This window comes from Gilliamella apicola (assembly GCF_003202915.1).
Taxonomy (GTDB): Bacteria; Pseudomonadota; Gammaproteobacteria; order Enterobacterales; family Orbaceae; genus Gilliamella; species Gilliamella apicola_Q.
Genome location: NZ_QGLP01000003.1, coordinates 271,180 through 292,337, shown reverse-complemented (window position 1 = coordinate 292,337; position 21,158 = coordinate 271,180). Strand labels below are relative to the sequence as shown.

At 33.8% G+C, this 21,158-nt stretch carries 20 protein-coding genes and 1 rRNA gene; 6 read left to right on the top strand and 15 right to left on the bottom strand.

The genetic code is table 11. The features are described 5' to 3' along the window. The 7 genes from DKK79_RS01505 to murA all read right to left on the bottom strand — a co-directional run. Nucleotides 1–94, bottom strand: a 16S ribosomal RNA gene (locus tag DKK79_RS01505); the annotation flags it as partial. A 547-nt stretch (nucleotides 95–641) separates the two neighbouring features. Beyond that, nucleotides 642–1,712: an acyltransferase family protein gene (locus DKK79_RS01500; protein WP_110422540.1), complete on the bottom strand. Its 1,071-nt coding sequence runs from the start codon at nucleotides 1,710–1,712 to the stop codon at nucleotides 642–644. Nucleotides 1,713–1,859: 147 nt separating this feature from the next. Beyond that, nucleotides 1,860–2,111 carry a GNAT family N-acetyltransferase gene (locus DKK79_RS01495; RefSeq protein ID WP_034883010.1) on the bottom strand — a complete coding sequence of 84 codons (252 nt, stop codon included), beginning with the start codon at nucleotides 2,109–2,111 and terminating at the stop codon, nucleotides 1,860–1,862. 180 nt (nucleotides 2,112–2,291) lie between these two features. Further along, nucleotides 2,292–3,254, bottom strand: coding sequence for a 6-phosphofructokinase (pfkA, locus tag DKK79_RS01490; protein WP_034883011.1), 963 nt, complete (start codon nucleotides 3,252–3,254; stop codon nucleotides 2,292–2,294). A 94-nt stretch (nucleotides 3,255–3,348) separates the two neighbouring features. Then, on the bottom strand, nucleotides 3,349–4,245 hold the full coding sequence (locus tag DKK79_RS01485; protein WP_034883012.1) for a cation diffusion facilitator family transporter: 897 nt from the start codon (nucleotides 4,243–4,245) through the stop codon (nucleotides 3,349–3,351). Between the two features lie 11 nt (nucleotides 4,246–4,256). Next, complete coding sequence (locus tag DKK79_RS01480; RefSeq protein ID WP_034883014.1) at nucleotides 4,257–4,832, bottom strand: DJ-1 family glyoxalase III; 576 nt, start codon at nucleotides 4,830–4,832, stop codon at nucleotides 4,257–4,259. Between the two features lie 42 nt (nucleotides 4,833–4,874). Then, nucleotides 4,875–6,128: a UDP-N-acetylglucosamine 1-carboxyvinyltransferase gene (murA, locus tag DKK79_RS01475; RefSeq protein WP_110422539.1), complete on the bottom strand. Its 1,254-nt coding sequence runs from the start codon at nucleotides 6,126–6,128 to the stop codon at nucleotides 4,875–4,877. Between the two features lie 303 nt (nucleotides 6,129–6,431). Here murA and DKK79_RS01470 point away from each other — a divergent pair, with 303 nt between their 5' ends. The 4 genes from DKK79_RS01470 (at nucleotide 6,432) to can (ending at nucleotide 9,590) form a co-directional block, all read left to right on the top strand. Beyond that, complete coding sequence (locus tag DKK79_RS01470; protein WP_034883017.1) at nucleotides 6,432–6,629, top strand: YbdD/YjiX family protein; 198 nt, start codon at nucleotides 6,432–6,434, stop codon at nucleotides 6,627–6,629. Between the two features lie 17 nt (nucleotides 6,630–6,646). Beyond that, nucleotides 6,647–7,678 (top strand): CobW family GTP-binding protein, encoded by a 1,032-nt coding sequence (locus DKK79_RS01465; RefSeq protein WP_110422538.1) that lies wholly within the window; start codon nucleotides 6,647–6,649, stop codon nucleotides 7,676–7,678. A gap of 138 nt (nucleotides 7,679–7,816) precedes the next feature. After that, a complete protein-coding gene (locus DKK79_RS01460) occupies nucleotides 7,817–8,875 on the top strand; it encodes an FAD-binding protein (protein ID WP_034883020.1) in 1,059 nt (352 codons plus the stop codon). 55 nt (nucleotides 8,876–8,930) lie between these two features. Continuing rightward, complete coding sequence (gene can, locus DKK79_RS01455) at nucleotides 8,931–9,590, top strand: carbonate dehydratase (protein WP_034883021.1); 660 nt, start codon at nucleotides 8,931–8,933, stop codon at nucleotides 9,588–9,590. A 2-nt stretch (nucleotides 9,591–9,592) separates the two neighbouring features. Here can and nrdG read toward each other — a convergent pair whose 3' ends face one another. The 5 genes from nrdG to trxA all read right to left on the bottom strand — a co-directional run bounded on the left by nrdG (nucleotide 9,593) and on the right by trxA (nucleotide 16,098). Continuing rightward, a complete protein-coding gene (nrdG, locus tag DKK79_RS01450) occupies nucleotides 9,593–10,057 on the bottom strand; it encodes an anaerobic ribonucleoside-triphosphate reductase-activating protein (protein ID WP_110422537.1) in 465 nt (154 codons plus the stop codon). A 17-nt stretch (nucleotides 10,058–10,074) separates the two neighbouring features. Further along, entirely contained in the window at nucleotides 10,075–12,210 is a 2,136-nt protein-coding gene (gene nrdD, locus DKK79_RS01445) for an anaerobic ribonucleoside-triphosphate reductase (RefSeq protein ID WP_110422536.1), read from the bottom strand. A 376-nt stretch (nucleotides 12,211–12,586) separates the two neighbouring features. Beyond that, nucleotides 12,587–14,002, bottom strand: coding sequence for an NADP-dependent phosphogluconate dehydrogenase (gene gndA / locus DKK79_RS01440; RefSeq protein WP_034883025.1), 1,416 nt, complete (start codon nucleotides 14,000–14,002; stop codon nucleotides 12,587–12,589). A 168-nt stretch (nucleotides 14,003–14,170) separates the two neighbouring features. Next, nucleotides 14,171–15,433, bottom strand: coding sequence for a transcription termination factor Rho (gene rho / locus DKK79_RS01435; RefSeq protein ID WP_034883026.1), 1,263 nt, complete (start codon nucleotides 15,431–15,433; stop codon nucleotides 14,171–14,173). A 338-nt stretch (nucleotides 15,434–15,771) separates the two neighbouring features. Then, nucleotides 15,772–16,098 (bottom strand): thioredoxin, encoded by a 327-nt coding sequence (gene trxA / locus DKK79_RS01430; RefSeq protein ID WP_110422535.1) that lies wholly within the window; start codon nucleotides 16,096–16,098, stop codon nucleotides 15,772–15,774. A gap of 153 nt (nucleotides 16,099–16,251) precedes the next feature. On the opposite strand from trxA, the gene rhlB reads away from it, so the two are divergent. Further along, a complete protein-coding gene (gene rhlB, locus DKK79_RS01425) occupies nucleotides 16,252–17,478 on the top strand; it encodes an ATP-dependent RNA helicase RhlB (RefSeq protein ID WP_110422534.1) in 1,227 nt (408 codons plus the stop codon). A 105-nt stretch (nucleotides 17,479–17,583) separates the two neighbouring features. Here rhlB and DKK79_RS01420 read toward each other — a convergent pair whose 3' ends face one another. Next, nucleotides 17,584–18,189, bottom strand: a complete 606-nt coding sequence (locus tag DKK79_RS01420; protein ID WP_034883028.1) for a TfoX/Sxy family protein — start codon at nucleotides 18,187–18,189, stop codon at nucleotides 17,584–17,586. Between the two features lie 366 nt (nucleotides 18,190–18,555). On the opposite strand from DKK79_RS01420, the gene DKK79_RS01415 reads away from it, so the two are divergent. After that, entirely contained in the window at nucleotides 18,556–19,164 is a 609-nt protein-coding gene (locus tag DKK79_RS01415; protein WP_146211974.1) for a hypothetical protein, read from the top strand. Here DKK79_RS01415 and glnB read toward each other — a convergent pair. Beyond that, on the bottom strand, nucleotides 19,157–19,495 hold the full coding sequence (gene glnB, locus DKK79_RS01410; protein ID WP_034883030.1) for a nitrogen regulatory protein P-II: 339 nt from the start codon (nucleotides 19,493–19,495) through the stop codon (nucleotides 19,157–19,159). The two genes, DKK79_RS01415 and glnB, sit on opposite strands and share 8 nt — an antisense overlap. A 23-nt stretch (nucleotides 19,496–19,518) precedes the next feature. Then, complete coding sequence (locus tag DKK79_RS01405) at nucleotides 19,519–21,126, bottom strand: NAD+ synthase (protein ID WP_110422532.1); 1,608 nt, start codon at nucleotides 21,124–21,126, stop codon at nucleotides 19,519–19,521. Nucleotides 21,127–21,158: the final 32 nt, after the last annotated feature.

Sequence of the window (21,158 nt, the reverse complement as noted above, 5' to 3'; positions counted from 1 at the left end):
TCATCAAGTGCAAGCACTCATGTTACCGTTCGACTTGCATGTGTTAAGCCTGCCGCCAGCGTTCAATCTGAGCCATGATCAAACTCTTCAATTTAAAGTTTGATGCTCAATAACTGTCTCTGACATAATTCAAATGAATCTTCAGTGTCACTTATTAAGACTTAATTTTTGAGTCCGTAGACTTTTAATTTTTCGTCTCGTAAGTGCCCACACAGATTGTCTGTTTCTTCTTTTTAAAGAGCTGACAGCTTATTAATTAACTTCACAATTTCTTGTTTTAGTTTGCTGTCTCAAGGGCTGCGTATACTACGCTACACTTTTTCATTCGTCAAGATCTTTTTTAAAAATTTTTGACCTTGCTCACTAACACTTGTTTTGTCTGCTTATCGCTGACGTTGTGTCAGTGGATGCGCATTATAGGCGCTTCATTTTTTTTGGCAAGTGAAAAATAACACTTAAAATTCTGTTTGTTTTTTATTTGTTCAACGGCATTGTTGACACATATGTGATAATGAAAGATATCCTATTATAAACATTAAAAAAAATAAAACTTTGATGTTTGTCACATTTATTAATTCTTTCAACCATAAAAAAGTTAAATGTTTTATCTAAAAAACGCCCAGCTGTAACTATTAAGAATATTAACGATTACCACCAATTAAATATTTTGCTTTATCTTTAAATATGAATTTAATGGTATTGGCAATAAAAATACTGATAGTCAACGTGCATATTAAAAAGCTTATAGCACCAAACGACGCCAATTGGCCATTATCTGTTTTAATAATGTAACCAAAAGGAGAGTTAACTAATTGTTGTTCCAAAAATAATACTATAATTTGGTGAATAAAGTAGATTGGAAAACTGACATTAGCAAGATATGAAAAAAACTTATATATTCCACCTTCATTATTTTTATGATTCAAACCATCTAAAAAATAAAGTGCTAAGATAAATAAAATAATTTTTTGTAATGTATCGTAGTAAAGTCTTTCAACACCAAAATAATCAACATAACGATAAGCAAATGGAATAAAAAGACATAAACCAAAGAAAAATATAACTAAAGCCAAATTGTCTTCAACTAGTTTCATAATTTTTTCATAATTCTGTTTTATCATCATACCGGTTAAATATACCGGTCCATAATGCAACAAATTCAATAACGGTTGTTTATAATCAGGTTTAGTAAACATTACCACCCAAAACATCGAAACTAACCCTATGATAATCAAACTCTTTTTTGACCATTTATATAATAAAGGACTAATTGCAAAAATAATGATAATCATCGGCATAAACCACAGGGGTAAAAGCTGAGTTCCAGTCAACATCATTTTAACAATTGAAATACTCGAACTAGGTTCAGTTAACGAAAAAACAGGTAATTTGGACAAATATTGGTAATGGAAATATAAAAAACAAAATATTGATACAGAGATATAAGGGCATACTACCGTTTTAAATTTAGATAAGTAATATCCTTTTACATCATATTTATAAGTTAAATGCTGAAATAAAAAACCTGCAATTAACACAAAAAACGTTGTAAAATTAAAAGCAAATAAATTTAAAAAAGAAAATAAATAACTATTAGCTATTAAATGACTATTTTTAAATACACCTAAACAATGGCTAAAAACAATCATGATAATGGCTACGCCACGTAATAAATGAATAGAATGGATTTTTTTGGGTCTTACTGTTGTCATTTCAGTTATCAAAATATAACAAAAAAAATTTGTTATACATTAGCACAAAATCATTAGATAGAAACTAGTATTATTTTAGAAATCACTGAAAATATTACTTGACAACTTTATGAATAAATTACAAATATTTATCCAATATAAACTCCATTAATTAGTTAATTTGCCGGCAGCAAAAGAACATAAAGGTATAATTTCGCGTTTTTCTTGCATTAATACGTTTACCAAAAGCTCAAGTAACTTATCTGCAATTCCTTGTCCACGATAATTAGGATCCGTATAGGTATGATTGATGGTTGCTTTATCTTGCCCAACTCGAGTAAACGTTATTTCAGCTATTTCTTGATTATTGTCATTACACACATAGAAACGCTCGTTGTCTTGCTTATATTGTAATGTCATAAAATCCCTCAATTGGTATGATTTTTAGCTAATTTAGTTAAAAATAAGAAGAAATTACTTTTGAAATTAATTCGATTTTAAAGTTTTTATAAATTAATAATGTGAATAATAGATAGACTAAATTTAAACCATAGTATTACCAATTATTCACATCTTATTAGATTATCAATACTGCAACTTTTAGAATAAACGTTTTGCAGTATTGTAAAGATCCATATCAAATGGTCTTTTCATATTATTGATAGCATCAATAATATCATGATGCACTAATTTACCATTTTGGATACCAACACAACGGCCTGCATGACCATTAATAAGTAATTCAACAGCATAAGCACCCATTCGCGAACCTAAAATTCGGTCATAAGGCACCGGTGAACCACCGCGCTGTACATGACCCAAAATTGTTGCTCGAGTTTCATGATGGACAGCTGCTTCAATATCCTTAGCCAATTGGTTCACATCACACATATGCTCCGTAACAGTCACAATTGCATGTTTTTTACCTTTGGCAAAGCCTAATTTTATCTCTTCAATTAAGTCTTCTTTAGTATAAGAAACTTCAGGGATGATCATAAATTCACAACCGCCAGCCACTGATGCACTTAATGTCAAATCACCACAATCACGCCCCATGATCTCAATAACAGAAATTCGATGATGAGAAGAACAAGTGTCTCTTAATCTATCAATAGATTCTACAACTGTGCTTAGTGCAGTGAAATAACCAATAGTATAGTCAGTTCCACGAATATCATTATCAATGGTGCCAGGTAAACCTATGCATGGAAAACCTTCTTCAGTTAATCGCATAGCCCCCATATATGAACCATCTCCACCAATAACCACTAAGGCGTCAATTTGATGTTTCTTTAAATTCGCGATCCCTTTTTTTCTAACTTCTGGATCTTTAAATTCAGGAAACCTCGCAGATCCTAAAAATGTGCCACCTCGGGTGATAATATCTGAAACACTGGCGCGATCTAACTTAACAATGTGATCTTCACAAAGTCCCAAATAACCATCATAGATACCGAAAACCTCTAGACCTTCAGTTAACGCGGTTCTCACAACGCCACGAATAGCTGCATTCATCCCTGGGGCATCACCACCACTGGTTAAAATACCTATTTTTTTTATCATAAAAAATAACTCCAATTTATAAACCTTTGGCTATTATAGAGTCATAATAATTAACTAACAATATAAAGTTTAGGAGCTATTTTGAATAGTTTTTCTACTGATTCATTTCTAAAGGAACAACAGACACAGGATCTTGATGGATAATTACTGTTGCTGGGGAAAATTCTCGAGAGATATGTTTTTCAATTGCATCAGCAACTGCATGAGCTTTTATTAATGGCATGTCATCATCTAATTCAAGATGCAATTGTATAAATTTTAGCGGCCCTGATTGTCTAGTTTTCAAATCATGGAAACCACGTACATTTGCATAAGAAGAAACAATATCTCTGATTTTCTGATTATCACTTTCTGGTAAAGCTTTATCTAACAAGTCTTGAATTGCACTATAAGCTATTTTACAAGCATTATAAAAAATATATAACGCAATAAAAAATGCAAAGCAAGCGTCAGCATAAGTAATCCCATACCAATTTAAAAATAGCGCCATAATAACCGCAATGTTCATAAACATATCTGAAGAGTAATGTAACATATCTGCTTCTATCGCTTTGCTATTTGTCTCTTTTATAACATGTTTTTGATATAAAACTAATATACCTGTCACAATAACCGAAATGATAGATACGCTAATACCTAATAAAGGTGACTTTATCACAGTAGGATGAATAATTGATTTGATACTAGAAAGTAACAAAATGCTCGCTGAACCAATAATAAAGGTACTTTGCGCTAATGCGGCTAACGATTCGGCTTTCCCGTGACCAAAAGTATGATCATCATCAGCCGGTTTTAATGCATAACGAACCAAGAAAAAATTAAGCCCGGATGCCAGCAAATCGATACTAGAATCTAAAAGCGAAGCAAATAAACTCATTGAGCCGGTAAACCAGCACGTAAGTAATTTGATAATAATAAGGAAAACAGAAATTAAAACGGCACATAATGTTGCCGTTTTAATTAATTTTTCGTACAAATGTGATTTTGACATTTGTTACCTATTTATTGGTAAGATTCTATCCCTTGTGGAAGCACCAATTGTGCAGCTACTTCAGCCGCAGTCTTTTTATCTAACAGAACTTCAATTATTTTTAATGCAAAATCAATAGATGTTCCAGGACCTTGACTTGTGATAAGTTTATATTGAGCATCAAAATAAACTCTATCCGATTTCCAATTTTTAATTGTATCTTTGGTCGTTGGATAACCTGTCATATAAGCATTTGGGAATAAATTGTGATGTTGGAAAACCATGGCAGGTGTTGCACAAATAGCAGCAATGACGACCTTAGCCTGATGTGCTTGTTTTAATTTTTTAATTAATTGTTGAGAGTCTCGAAAGTTTTCAGCTCCAGTTAATCCGCCAGGTAAAATAATCACATCAAAATCAAGATTATCAACTTCTGAAAAGGTTTTTGGGGCTAAAATAGTGACACCACGAGAACATTCAACTTTTTTATCTTCAGTGATACTGGCGTAAGTAACTTTAATTCCAGCGCGTGTTAATAGATCAATAGTTGTAACCGCTTCGGTTTCCTCACAGCCATTTGATAAAAAAACTAATGCTTGCTTTGTCATATTCCACTCCGTTCTAATATTTAAATAACGTTAAACACGGCACTATTTTACACGCTCAATCTTTGCGCCTAATTTTCTCAACTTATCTTCAATATTATCATAACCGCGATCAATATGGTAAATACGATCAACAATTGTTGAACCTTCGGCTATACATCCGGCTAAAACCAAACTTGCAGAAGCACGTAAATCTGTTGCCATAACTTGGGTACCACTAAGTTTTTCAACTCCGTGAGTAATCAAGGTATTACCTTCGATTTCACCATGAGCTCCCATACGAATAAGTTCAGGAACATGCATAAAACGATTTTCAAAAATCGTTTCTTTAATAATTCCGGTTCCTTCTGCCACCATGTTTAATAATGAAAACTGGGCTTGCATATCGGTTGGAAAACCCGGATGAGGGGCTGTATGAATATTGACAGCCTTGGCTCGTTTACCTTGCATATCTAAGCAAATCCAATCTTCACCTGTTTCAATATTAGCACCCGCTTCTTTCAGTTTCGATAATACGGCATCAAGTAAATTAGGATCTGTTTTACGGCAAGTTATTTTACCGCGCGAAATAGCAGCTGCAACCAAAAAAGTTCCTGTTTCAATGCGATCAGAAACCACTTCGTGTACGCCACCACCTAGATTAGTAACGCCTTCAATTTCAATACGCATAGTACCAACACCGGTAATTTTAGCACCCAGCATATTTAAAAATTTTGCTGTATCAACAATTTCTGGCTCACACGCTGCATTTTCAATTATCGTTTTACCTTCAGCTAACGTTGCTGCACACATAATAGTGACTGTCGCACCAACACTAACCTTATCCATTACAATATGAGCACCTTTTAAACGACCGTCAACTGATGCTTTAACATAACCTTCATCTAAGGTAATCGTCGCGCCTAACTGTTGTAGACCAGTAATATGTAAATCAACAGGCCTTGCACCTATCGCACATCCTCCAGGCAATGAAACCTGACCTTGACCAAATCGAGCAACTAGTGGACCTAAAGCCCAAATTGAAGCCCGCATAGTTTTAACAAGTTCATAAGGTGCACAATAGTTATTAATCTCTCCTGCATCAAGATGAATAGAGCCATTACGTTGGTATTTCACACCTAATTGTGCTAGCAGTTCCAGTGTAGTATCGATATCTTTTAATTTAGGAACATTTTGTAACTCGACTGGTTTTTCAGCCAAAATCGCAGCAAATAAAATAGGTAGCGCTGCATTTTTAGCGCCAGAAATAACAACTTCCCCGTTTAAAGAGGTCGGGCCTGTAACATGAAACTTTTCCATTATTAACTCTTATTCATTTCAAATGGTCGATATTATAGAAGTTATTTACTAATAGATAAATGAATTTTATTAAAATATAATAATCAATTTATATGTACTAAAGTCATTCGAAGCAATTTCAATTATTTAATATATCTCTTTTATTAATTTTAATTTTAATTTAACAAATTAGATTAAAATTATTGTTAATCAGAGATTGACTCGTTTCACATCGGCATTTATAGTGAGATGGATATTTTCAAAATATCATCTGGTTAAAAATCAAATTAATCTATACTGATTTGTTTAATAAAAGAGATAAATATGTTTGACTCAATCGCTAAAGCAGGTAAATATTTAGGTCAAGCAGCCAAGTTAATGGTTGGGATTCCCGATTACGATACTTATGTTCAACATATGAAACTGACCCATCCTGAACAGACTCCTATGACTTATGAAGAGTTTTTTAAAGAACGACAAGATGCACGTTATAGTGGCAAAGGTGGCTTTAAGTGCTGTTAAATATAAAGAGATAATGTATGACACAAAATAATACATCATTATTACCTGCCACTTTATTAACCGGATTTCTGGGTTCAGGAAAAACCACTCTCATCAATTACCTGCTTGAAAATAATCATAACGAAAAAATAATGATTATTGAAAATGAATTTGGCCCAGTAAATCTCGATAGCAACTTACTTACACCAAATCATGATATTCAAGTGATTGAAATGACTAATGGTTGCATTTGTTGTACAGTGCAAGGAGAATTGACCAAGGCCCTTCATCAATTATATGCAGAAAGGCTAGCAGGTAAATTGCAATTTGATAGGCTTATTATCGAAACCACGGGACTCGCTGACCCAGCGCCAATTATTCAAACTTTTTTTATTGATGAGCTAATTAGACAAACCATCAGACTTGATGCGATTATTACTATTGTTGATTCTCAGCATATTTTGCAGCATTTAAATGAACATCGAGTTGCTGTTTCTCAAATTGGTTTTGCCGATCGTATTATTTTATCTAAAACTGATTGTATAACTGAACAACAACAAACTGAGATTGTAAATCGGATTCAAAAAATCAACAGTAAAGCAGTTATCTATCAAGCGGTTAATGGGAAAATAGCCAAATCACAATGGTTAGATATTCATGCCTTTGATTTAGATGAAGAGTTAGTTCTCAATAAAGGCTTATTTATCGTTGATCCTTCAAAAAAATTAGAAACTAAGTTTAAAAAAATTCCCTATCAAACCTCATCATGGAATGATGACATCTGTTCTTATTATTTTGAAGCAGGAGAACTTGATTTAAAAAAAATTGGTTCATTTATGGAAAATTTAGTTGAAAAATATGGCAATGATATGCTGCGCTATAAAGGTATACTTGCAATTAAAGACAATACTCAAAAACTGATCGTTCAAGGTGTCCATAAAATCGTCGGTTTTGATTATGGTTCACCTTGGCAACAAGCTTCGGAAAAAATATCTCGCTTAGTCGTGATTAGTCGAACATTACCATTTGATGAATTGAGCAAGGCATTTTTGCAAAGTGCCGCCAGTTAACTGGTTTTCAGCAATTCCCCTTTTTTCTCAAAAATTTTAATAAAATCGAAAAATCATCAATTTTACTATTAACTGCCTTTTTATCAAATATGATAGAATGAACAGTTTTCAACCTGTTATAACATACAATACAAAAATATGGACTACGATATTGCAATCATTGGACTTGGACCTGCCGGTAGTACGCTCGCACGCTTACTTAATTCCTCTTTTAAAATTATTGCACTAGATAAAAAACATCAAACGGGTAATGAAGGCTTTCATAAACCTTGTGGTGGTTTATTAGCTAACGACGCCCAAAAAGCCTTTGTGCGCCAAAAATTAAATTTACCTGCTGATATATTAACTGAACCGCAAATCTTTAGTGTTAAAACGATTGATCTTCAAACTAAACTAATTCGTAATTATCAGCGCAGTTATGTCAGCTTTGATAGGCATAAATTCGATCTATGGTTAAAATCACTGATTCCAAACAATGTTAACGTTTTACATAACACGCTATGCAAAGAAATTAGAAGAGTCATCGATGGATATCAAGTCACTTATATTGATGAAAATAACGTAGAGTATAAAATTACCGCTAAATATGTAGTTGGTGCCGATGGTGCTAACTCAGTTGTTAGACGTATGCGCTATCCTCATCATTCCATCAGGCAATATGTTGCGATTCAACAATGGTTTGCTGAAAAACATCAACGTCCTTTTTATTCTTGTATTTTTGATAATCAATCTACTAATTGCTATGCATGGAGTATTTCTAAAGATGGATATTTCATTTTTGGCGGTGCGTTCCCGAAAAAAACAGCGAATCAACATTTTGAATTATTAAAACAAAAGCTAACTAAGCAAGGTTTTATTTTTGGTGAATCGTTAAAAACTGAAAAATGTCTTGTGGTTTATCCAAATCGCTTCCGAGATTTTTATACCGGTAATGAAAATATTTTTTTAATCGGTGAAGCTGCTGGTTTCATTAGCGCAAGCTCGTTAGAAGGGATCAGTTATGCACTTGATAGTGCTGAGATTTTAAGCAAAATATTAAATAGTGGTCTAGCGAAACCAAACAAACATTATTACCAAAAAACTATACCTTTACGTTTAAAGCTCTATAGTAAAATTATCAAAGCCAAAATTCTTACTACGCCAATATGGCGAAAGTTAATAATGAAAAGTAAGATTCAGCATGTAAAAACAATTTAGCTATACAAAATAACAAACATTATTAACACAACAAAATATAATAAGGAATAGATATATGTTTGATGTAAGTGATTTAATTCGTTTTAACCATGAATGGTCAGAAAAAATAGAGCAGGAAGACCCTGAATTTTTTAAACAACTTGCTATTGCACAAAATCCAAAATTTTTATGGATTGGTTGTTCTGATAGCCGGGTTCCTGCAGAAAAATTGATTAAACTAAAACCAGGAGAAATGTTTGTTCACCGAAATGTTGGCAACCAAGTAATTCATACGGACCTAAATTGCCTTTCGGTTGTTCAATATGCAGTTGATGTACTTAAAATCGAAGATATTATTGTTTGTGGTCATTTAGATTGTGGTGGCATTCGCGCTGCGGTTGAAAATCCGGACTTAGGTTTAATTAATAATTGGTTACTTCATATTCGAGATTTATGGTTTCGTAATAGTTCTTTACTTGGCAAATTCCCTGCTGATATTAGAATGGATATTTTATGTGAACTTAATGTAATTGAACAGATCTATAACTTAGGACATTCCACAATCATTCAATCGGCATGGCAACGAGGTCAAAAAGTCAATTTGCATGGTTGGGTCTATGGGATCGATAATGGCAAGATTACCGATTTACACATTACATCATCAAGTAGTGAAAATCTTGAAATCAACTATCGCGAAGCGATTTCTTATTTGTTAAATCTGCATAAATTACAGTAAATTTATTTGAAACGATGGATTATTTGATTGCTGCTTCCTCGCCATAATAGTTTAGGATCAGCCAGTTCTTGCACAAATTTTCCATCAATCAATACATCAATATAAGGAATTACCGCTTGCTGATCATCGGTTAATTCATCAAGTTTATAACCTGTCCATAACCAAATATCTTTATTATCGCATTCGGTTTTAACTCGTTTAACCAATTTTAAAATAGCTGGGATATTTTGAGGGTGCAAAGGATCACCACCAGAAAGTGATAATCCTTGGCGTTTTATTTCGGTATCTTGTAAATCTTTAATAATTTGATCTTCAACTGTTTGTGTAAATGGCTTACCAGAGTTTACGCCCCATGTGCTTTTGTTATAACAGCCTGGACATTGATGTACACAACCTGCTACAAAAAGTGCACAACGAGTCCCCTCGCCATTAACGACATCCACAGGATAATAACGATGATAATTCATAATGACAAAATTATTGATTAACCTATTTGACCATTATCCAAATGTTTAACCCGACGTTTTACTTCCTCTTGCTTACCGGCATTAAATGGGCGAGCATCAGGACTACCTAAATATCCACAAACACGGCGAGTAACAGAAACTTTTGATGAATCATGATTACCACAACTAGGGCAAACAAAACCCTTGCTAGTACAGGAGAACTCACCGGTATAACCACATTCATAACATTCGTCAATCGGGGTATTGGTACCATAATAAGGTACTCGAGTATAGCTATAATCCCATACATCTTCTAATGCCTTAACATTATTAATCATGTTAGGATACTCGCCATAACAGATGAATCCACCACTAGCTAAAGCGGGGTAAGGTTTTTCAAATTCAATTTTTTCATATGGATTAACCTTTTTCTCAACATCAAGATGGAAACTATTAGTATAGTAGCCTTTATCGGTTACTCCAGGAATAATACCAAATTCAGCTGTATCTAAACGGCAGAATCGGTCACATAAATTTTCACTTGGTGTACTATATAAGCTAAAACCATAGCCAGTCTCTTTTTTCCACTGATCGACAGCTTTGGCTAAGTGTTCAACGATTGCCACACCTTTTTTACGTAAAGTTTCGCTATCAAATGGGTGAGTTTGGTTACCATAAAGAGCATTTAATGTTTCATGTAGACCAATATAACCTAATGAAATTGATGCGCGACCATTTTTAAAGATTTCAGAAACATTATCATCTTCTTTTAATCGAACGCCACATGCGCCTTCCATATATAAAATCGGCGCAACACGTGCTTTTACACCATCAAGACGAGCAATACGCGTCATTAATGCTTTTTTACAAAGGTTTAAACGTTTATCTAAAATTTCCCAGAAACGGGCTTCATCACCTTTAGCTTCAATTGCAATACGAGGTAAATTTAGGCTTATTACCCCTAAATTGTTACGTCCATCATGAATTTGTTGGCCATCTTCTTCATAAACACCTAAAAAGCTTCGGCATCCCATTGGCGTTTTGAATGATCCGGTTACGTCAACAACTTTATCATAGTTTAAAATATCCGGATACATACGTTTACTCGCACACTCTAACGCTAACTGTTTAATGTCATAATTAGCATCTCCTTGCTTATGGTTAATACCATCTTTAATAGCAAAAACCAGTTTCGGGAATACGGCTGTTTTATGATTTTTACCTAAGCCTTTTATACGCACTTTTAAAATCGATTCTTGAATTAATCGTGATTCCCAACTGGTTCCTAAACCAAAACCAAAAGTAACAAAAGGAGTTTGTCCATTAGCGGTATGGAGTGTATTAACTTCATACTCTAGAGATTGAAATGCATCATAACACTCTTTTTGGGTACGGCTTTCTGCATAAGCTTCAGGATCTGGAATATTCCATTCTTCTGCAACTTTTTTATGTTTTTGATAACTGATAGTCACGAATTTTGCTAAAATTTCATCAATTCGATTAATGGTGGTACCGCCATAAATATGACTGGCTACTTGCGCAATAATTTGAGCGGTTACCGCAGTTGCAGTTGCAATAGACTTTGGCGGCTCAATTTCAGCATTACCCATTTTAAAACCATTAGTTAACATTCCATCTAAATCAATTAACATACAATTGAACATTGGGAAAAATGGGGCATAATCAAGATCATGGTAATGAATTTCACCACAATCATGAGCATGAGAAATATCTTTGGGTAATAAATATTGTTTAGCATAATGTCGAGCAACAATACCAGCTAGTAGATCACGTTGAGTTGGAATAACTTTACTATCTTTATTGGCATTCTCGTTCAAAATGGCGACGTTACTTTGTTCTATTAAACCACGAATATCTTGGTTCAAACGGCTACGTTCTTCACGGGCACGATCACGATCATGTCGATATTCAATATAAGCTCTGGCCAATTTTTTATAAGGACCTGACATGAGCTGATTTTCAACCATATCTTGAATTTCATTAATATCAACACTGTCCCGATCCTTCATTTGATTGGTAACAACGCGAGCAACAGCAGCACAATAATCTGGGTCCTCAACATTGGCCGCAACAGCCGCTCTTATAATAGCATCTTTAATGCGATTCTCATTAAATGCAGTTTGACAGCCATCACGTTTGATTACTATGGGCATATATACTCCTTGATATTCATTAATAGTTAGCGTTCGGCATGATTTTTATATCAACCTTCATAGTTTTTGTAATAATTCAAAACTATTGATTTTTTGTTGAAATATGGGCTTTTTGATATAAAGTCGGATTTTCACATTGCTAAAGAAAACACTATATGTAGTAAATATGCGTGAATTATACACCATATATTGTGTTTTTCTAGTTTTTTAAAAAATAAATTTTCTTGACAAGACCAACGCCAATAACCACAAGTTTTCCCGAGAAATAAACTTCGGTAAATTTGGCTAAAAAGAGTGTAAAAGGTGTATAAATTTTGTAAGAGTGCAACCTATTTTGCACTCTTAAACTCAATATAAGAAAAAATAACAATCAAAATTAAGATTCAATATTTAACCAATCTGTATGGAACACGCCATCTTTATCGATACGTCTATAAGTATGTGCACCAAAATAGTCTCGCTGGGCCTGAATTAAATTAGCTGGTAATACTTCCGAGCGATAACTATCATAATATGCAATTGCTGCAGATAAAGTAGGAACTGGGATGCCATGTAAAACGGCTAAACTGATAACGTCACGCAATGGTTGTTGATAAGCTTCAACGGTTTTAGAAAAATATGGTGCTAAAAGTAAGTTATCAATATTATTATTTTCAGTATAAGCATCAGTAATTTTTTGTAAAAATTGTGCGCGAATAATACAACCCGCTCTAAAAATCTTAGCAATTTCGCCATAATCCAATTGCCAATTATAATGTTCTGATGCGGCTTTTAATTGCGCAAATCCTTGAGCATAAGAGATAATCTTACCCATATAAAGTGCTTTACGAACTTTTTCAATTAACGCTTGCTTATCCCCTGTAAATGCCTCTTTACTAGGTCCTTTTAGTATTTTTGATGCAGCAACGCGTTGATCTTTAATCGCGGAAATATAACGTGCAAATACCGATTCAGTAATTAAAGATAATGGTTCACCTAAATCTAATGCGCTTTGGCTTGTCCATTTGCCAGTACCTTTATTGCCTGCCGCGTCAAGGATTTTATCTATCAGATAATCGCCATTTTCATCTTTATATTTAAAGATATCAGCCGTGATTTCAGTTAAATAACTGTCTAACTCGCCTTTATTCCAATCAGAAAAAACATCAGAGAGTTCATCATTAGTTAACCCTCCTACATGTTTTAGCACACTATAGCTTTCGGCAATTAATTGCATATCACCATATTCAATTCCATTGTGAGCCATTTTCACATAATGTCCTGCTCCATCAGGGCCGATATAAGCTACGCAAGGTTCCCCATTCGCTTTTGCAGCAATTTTTTCTAAAATTGGGGCAACCAGTTCATAAGCTTCTTTTTGACCGCCTGGCATTATTGAAGGGCCTTTTAGTGCACCTTCTTCACCACCAGAAACACCAGCCCCTATAAAATTAAAGCCTTCATTTGATAACATCTTATTACGACGAATAGTGTCTTCAAAATAAGCATTACCACCATCAATAATAATATCACCTTTATCTAACAAGGGTCTAAGTTCATCAATGACAGCATCGGTACCTTTACCTGCTTGCACCATAATTAAGATACGGCGAGGTTTTTCTAAAGAATTAACAAAATCTTCAATACTATAATAAGGAACCAATTGTTTATCAGAATGTTCTGCTATAACCTCTTCTGTTTTGTTTCTAGAGCGATTGTAAATTGATACTGAAAATCCACGACTTTCAATATTCAGTGCTAAGTTTCGCCCCATCACGGCCATTCCAATGACACCGATTTGCTGTTTTGACATAATTTGGCTCCTTTATTTAATCTCTATACCCTTAATAAGGTTTTGCTACTAGTATATTAATTCAATGGAATATTACCATTAAGTTATATATTGCCATAAAAAAAACCGTATCAATACATAATACGGTTTTTTCATTATTTTAATTAAATTGTTTTGCAATTAAACGAATCATGAACGTTTCATCATTTCAAAAAACTCGTCATTAGTTTTCGTCATGGCAAGTTTATCAATTAAAAATTCCATTGCGTCAATTTCACCCATTGGGTTAAGGATTTTACGTAAAATCCACATCTTTTGTAGTTCATCAGGTGAAGTCATTAAATCTTCTTTACGCGTACCTGAACGGTTAAAATCAATCGCAGGGAAAACACGTCGCTCTGCAATTTTGCGCGATAAATGAACTTCCATATTACCGGTACCTTTAAACTCTTCGTAAATAACTTCATCCATTTTAGAGCCGGTATCAATTAGAGCTGTAGCAATAATTGTTAAGCTACCACCTTCTTCCACATTACGTGCCGCACCAAAAAAGCGTTTAGGGCGATGTAGTGCATTAGCATCAACACCACCTGTTAATACTTTACCTGATGATGGAATAACCGTGTTATATGCACGAGCTAAACGCGTAATCGAATCTAATAAAATAATTACATCTTTTTTATGTTCAACTAGACGTTTTGCTCGTTCAATTACCATTTCGGCGACTTGAACATGCCTTGCTGCTGGCTCATCAAACGTAGAAGCCACAACTTCCCCTTTGACTAAACGTTGCATTTCGGTAACTTCTTCTGGTCGTTCATCAATCATCAATACCACTAATTCACATTCTGGATGATTTACCGCTAAGCTTTGAGCAATGTTTTGTAATAACATTGTTTTACCTGCTTTTGGCGGAGCTACGATCAAACCACGTTGACCTTTACCAATTGGTGAAGCTAAATCAAGAACTCTGGCGGTAATATCTTCGGTAGAGCCATTACCACGTTCCATACGTAAGCGAGAATTAGGATGTAGAGGAGTTAAGTTTTCGAAAAGGATTTTATTGCGAGCGTCTTCAGGTTTATCGTGATTAACTTCATTTACTTTTAATAACGCAAAGTATCGCTCACCTTCTTTCGGTGGTCTAATTTTACCGGCAATGGTATCTCCCGTTCTCAAATTAAATCGTCTAATTTGACTTGGTGATACATATATATCGTCAGGACCAGCTAAATAAGAACTATCAGCTGATCGCAAAAAGCCAAAGCCATCTTGCAAAATTTCAAGAACACCATCGCCAAAAATATCTTCACCACTTTTTGCGTGCTGTTTTAAAATTGCAAAAATAATATCTTGTTTTCTAAGGCGGGCAAGATTTTCAAGCCCCATTTTTTTCTCACCAAGCGCTACAAGCTCGGAAACAGAAGTGTTTTTTAATTCAGTTAAATTCATAGTTTATAAATTCTTGAGGATAAAATTGATATGTTTGCAATTACTGCTATTTTTGTATATTTCTTTCATTTACTTATAAAAAATTCTCTTTCTAGCAATATGTAAAATTAATTTATTACCTAGCTTTCGATGATAATTATATACTTTGGATATTGAATTCTCACCACTTTATCAAGAAAAACAATGGATTGCTGAAAGGGGTCTATGTAAGAGTTTAGCAATTTACACTAAATTTATAGGGATGTCTATATTTTTAATTATATTTTATTGGAATAAAAAATAATAAGCGCTATTTTAAACGCTTATTATTATATTTACTGAACAAATTTAGATTTTTATTAAAGGAATGGCTCAATAAAAGCTTTAAGTTGCGCTTTTAATGATTCGCCTACATGAGTAGCAACAACTTGACCGTTTTTAAAAATTAATAACGTCGGAATACCACGAATACCAAATTTAGGGGCAACACTAGGATTTTGTTCCACATTTAATTTAGTAAAAATAATGTTGTCACCGTATTCTTCAGCAAGTTCCTCTAAAATAGGGGCAATTTGTTTACAAGGTCTACACCAGTCAGCCCAAAAATCGACTAGAATCGGTTTAGTTGATTCATTTATCGTCTTATCAAATGTAGCTTCAGTAAGTGCAACAATGTTATGACTCATTTAATTATCTCCTAAGGAATTTATCTAAAAATATATTAGAATATTTTCATATCTACCGCTAGTAATTATTCTAATAGGACATAATTATTAGTGAAGTTGTTGTATTTAGTGTGCTACAATTGCGACACTCTGATAATTATATTCTAAACAATAATGATTCAATCATATCTTACAAAAACAACTTTCAATCAATTTCCCTTACACCCTTCAGTCATCAAAGCATTGGAGACAAAAGGTTTCGTTTACTGTACCCCAATTCAAGAGCAAACATTGCCATTAACAACCAAAGGAATTGACATTGCAGGACAAGGACAAACCGGTACAGGTAAAACGATTGCGTTTTTGGCATCAACATTTAATCATTTATTGAATAATGATCCATTACCCGATCATAAACCTAATCAACCAAGAGCTATCATTATCGCGCCTACACGCGAATTAGTTGTACAAATATATAATGATGCTCAGCCTCTTTCAGAAGAAACAGATATTAAATTAGGATTAGCTTATGGTGGTGATGGTTATGATAAACAATTAAAAATGCTTTCTGCTGGTGTGGATATATTGATTGCAACTACAGGGCGCTTAATTGATTATGCGAAACAAAATTATATCAATTTAGGGGCAATCCAAGTTGCTGTTTTAGACGAAGCCGATCGTATGTTTGATTTAGGCTTCATTCGTGATATCCGATGGATATTTAGACAGATGACCCCACCACAAAATCGTCTTACCATGTTATTCTCAGCAACCTTAACCCACAACGTGCGTGAACTTGCTTTTGAATACATGAATGAACCACAATATGTTGAAGTAGAACCGGAACAAAAAATTGGTCATAGAATAAAAGAAGAGCTATTTTTTCCATCAAATGAAGATAAATTAGCTTTATTACAAACCCTTATTGAAGAAGAGTGGCCTGAGCGAAGCATTGTGTTTGCTAACACCAAAGTTGCTTGTGAAAAAATTTGGCGCCATTTAGTTGCTGATGGCCATCGTGTTGGATTACTTACCGGCGATATCGCACAAAAAAAACGTTTATCCATTCTTGATAAATTTACTCAAGGCGAACTTGATATATTAGTAGCAACAGACGTCGCCGCTCGTGGCTTACACATTCCAAATGTAACTCATGTTTTTAACTACGATCTTCCTGATGATTGTGATGATTATAGGCATCGAATCGGTCGTACCGGACGCGCCGGCGCTGAAGGCTATTCAATTTCATTAGCTTGTGAACGTTATTCACAAAACTTACCCGCTATTGAAAAAGCTATTGATCACTCAATTCCAGTCAGCCAATATGACCCTCAGGCGCTATTATCTGGCTTACCAACACCTAAACCATTTAAAAGAACCAACCGCAGAAAACCATCGTAAAAAAGATCATCGCTAAGTTTCTAAAAAATTAACACAATACCATTATTAAAAATAACACATTTAATGATGGTATTCTTCTTAATTAATAATTAATTAATTTAAAACCTATTTTGTCTTCAAAAAATCCTGATAAGCTAATTCGATTTTTTGTTTCGATTCGGATGATAATGTTCCAGCATGTCGACCATGTAATGCGCCAAATAGTCCAAATAGAATATTAATCGACAACTTTGAATTTTTACTTTTTATACGATAATAAGTTTCCAAATAGCCGACCTCTTTGAAAATGTTAATATCGATAATACCAGCACTTACCATTAATTTTTCCAAAGAAACTGTCATATTGGGTAAAGATTTTAAACGACTTTGGCTTTTAGCTAATTTCTCCTCAAGATCTTGTTTAGCATGTTTAATAACCATTTTTACAATAGTATGCAATTTTTGTCTATCTTGGCGTAATTCATTTTCAACTTTATAGTAATCAAGTAGTTTATGTGATCCATCAAAAATTAAATCAAGTGGCTGCATACCTAAATCAATAAACATTGACCGATACTTATCATGAGCCCTCAAATAAATATTATTTTGATCTATCCAGGCAAACATAATTGATTCGCTATTTAGACTAAATCCGCCAAAAAATGAACGCAAAGTAACGTCTTTGACGTAAGAAAACTCATGTTTAATATTTATTGCTAATGTCTTAAGCATAAAAATTCCCTTTTTCACTTACTATTATATGTAACTCCAAAGAATGAGTTTATGCTAAACTATAGTAATTTTTTTGATATTCAAACAATTATTTAGTAAAAATTAATAAATATGGGATCTGTCTTCCATAAATGAATATTTGTTTGATTTGTACTTGATTAATTATCTTTTTTTGTTCTAAAGATTTTTAGCAACTTTTTAACAGTTAACTATTTGTTCGTATCTTAATATTTCTTTAAAAAAGAAAAGACGCCTTAAGATTGTTATTCTGTTGTAATAATTATACAATCAAAGATATTAGCTAAATGGTATCCAATATTGTCAATTTCAATCAATATGTTTAAAAACGCTATATTAACGCTTTTTATGATTTTTTCATTTTTCGCATCAGCAGATAAATTACCACTGATTCAAGAATTGACATCTTGTAGTCCAGACTTTTTTAATCATGTCTACGAGCATAAAGAAGAGTTAAAAAACCATACTAATATTGAGGTTTTTAACCAAAGTCAAGCTTTTATTCCCGTTGAAAATCGCACGGATACTAACAAAAACTTTGTGTATTTCAATTCGCCTATTCAATATAAAAATCTAAAACTCATTGGCTATTATGATAGTGCAATGGATTTAAAAAAAATGGGTAAATACTATTTTTGGGGTTTTATTATTGAAAATGATATAAATGAGATCCGTGACAGTTTAGATTTTCTAGAATGGAAAAATATGGAGGATAATCTTCTGTATATCGCCAACCCAATGATTCGAAGTATTAATGATGATATTCAAGTCTGGCATAAAAACACAGGAACAGTTGTTGGAGTAAAAACGATTCCAGCGCCCAATACTACCGAAAAGTTATTATTACTTGAAAAGGGGGATAATATGCAACTTCTTATCTGTTCTATTCAAGGCGTTGTCACCAATAATCTACTTCGGCAAGAACGCCCTGATATTCAAATCGATAAAATTAAATAGCTGACTCGTCCATTTCGCCAGTACGAATACGTATTACTTGTTCAACATTATAAACAAATATTTTTCCATCACCAATTTTACCGGTTTGCGCTGTTTTCATGATAGTTTCAATGCATGTTTCTAAAATATCATCAGCAACAACAAGTTCTATTTTCACCTTTGGTAAAAAATCAACCATATATTCTGCCCCCCGATAAAGTTCAGTATGTCCTTTTTGACGACCAAACCCTTTCACTTCAGTGACTGTCATGCCGGTAATTCCTTGATCGGCAAGTGCTTCTCGAATATCGTCTAGTTTAAAAGGTTTAATAATTGCTTCAATTTTTTTCATATCTCTTTGCCCTTAATTCGAGATTACCAATTCTTAAATCCAAAAGCAGAAGTTATTGGATAGCGCCTGCCTTTACCAAAGTTACGAGCAGTTATTTTCGGCCCCACTGCTGATTGCCGTCTTTTATATTCGTTAATATCAACTAATTTAATCACTCGTCTTACAGTTGCTTCATCATAACCTTGCGAAATCAGTTGTTCAACGGAAAAATCTTGTTCAACATAACCTTTTAATATTCCATCTAAAATATCATAAGGAGGTAGGCTGTCTTCATCTTTTTGATCCGGCGCAAGTTCAGCTGATGGAGGACGAGTAATAACGCGTTCTGGGATAACATAAGATCGGCTATTTCGATATTTAGATAATGCAAATACCATGGTTTTAGGCACATCTTTAAGCACATCAAAACCACCAGCCATATCACCATACAATGTAGCATAACCAACCGACATTTCGCTTTTATTACCAGTCGTTAATACTAACCTTCGGCGTTTATTTGAAAGCGCCATTAAAATGACGCCTCGACAGCGCGCTTGTAGATTTTCTTCTGTAGTATCTTTTTGTGTTCCTAAAAACATTGGTGTTAAAGAAGACATAAAAGCATCAAACATCGGTTCAATTGAAATAATATCAAATTCAACACCTAATATTTCCGCCTCTTCTTTTGCATCAGCGATACTGATGTCAGCCGTATAACGAAACGGCATCATAACTGCTTGTACTTTATCTTTACCCAAAGCATCAACGGCAATTGCCAAAGTTAAAGCAGAATCAATTCCACCAGATAACCCCAATACCGCTCCTTGGAAACCATTTTTGGTAATGTAATCGCGAGTTGCAAGAACTAACGCCTCATAAACTTCGGCTAATGGTTCACTTTTAGAAACTGAGACAGGTTTATGGTTATCCCCCATTCGAAAAACGGAAATTTGTTCTTCAAAAGAGTTTAATTTATGAATAATATTGCCTTTTTCATTACATACAAATGAGCCGCCATCAAAAACAAGCTCATCTTGACCGCCAATCTGATTAACATAGATAATTGGTAAACCGGTTCTTAAAGCATGTTGTTTAATCAGTTCTTGGCGATATTTCTGTTTTTGATAAGCATAAGGTGACGCATTGATAGAGATAACCAAATCTGCACAATTTGCACCAATTCGATCGATAGGCTCAGATTGCCAAAGATCTTCACAGATTAATAAACCAATTTTTTTTCCTTTAAAATCGACAACACAAGTATGTTCACCGGCCGTGAAATAACGTTTTTCATCAAATACATCATAATTAGGTAACTGCTGTTTGTGATAACATGCTAACTGCTGCCCTTCAAAAAACAGTGATAACGCATTATAAACTACCCCATCTTGCCAATAAGGATGTCCAACAATCACTCCACATTGTTTACTGGCTTGTTTAATAGTTGATAAAGCATGTTGGCAACGAATTTTAAAATCATCACGATAAATTAAATCCTCTGGAGGATAACCACAGATTGCAAGTTCAGAGAAAATAATAAGATCATGCGATGAATGGTTTTGTATCACTTCAATGATTTGCTGAGTATTACCTTCAATATCACCTACACACCAATTTTTTTGTGCTAACACCAACGATAAAGACATATAAATTCAACATTACAGATAAAAATTACGGGTAAGTT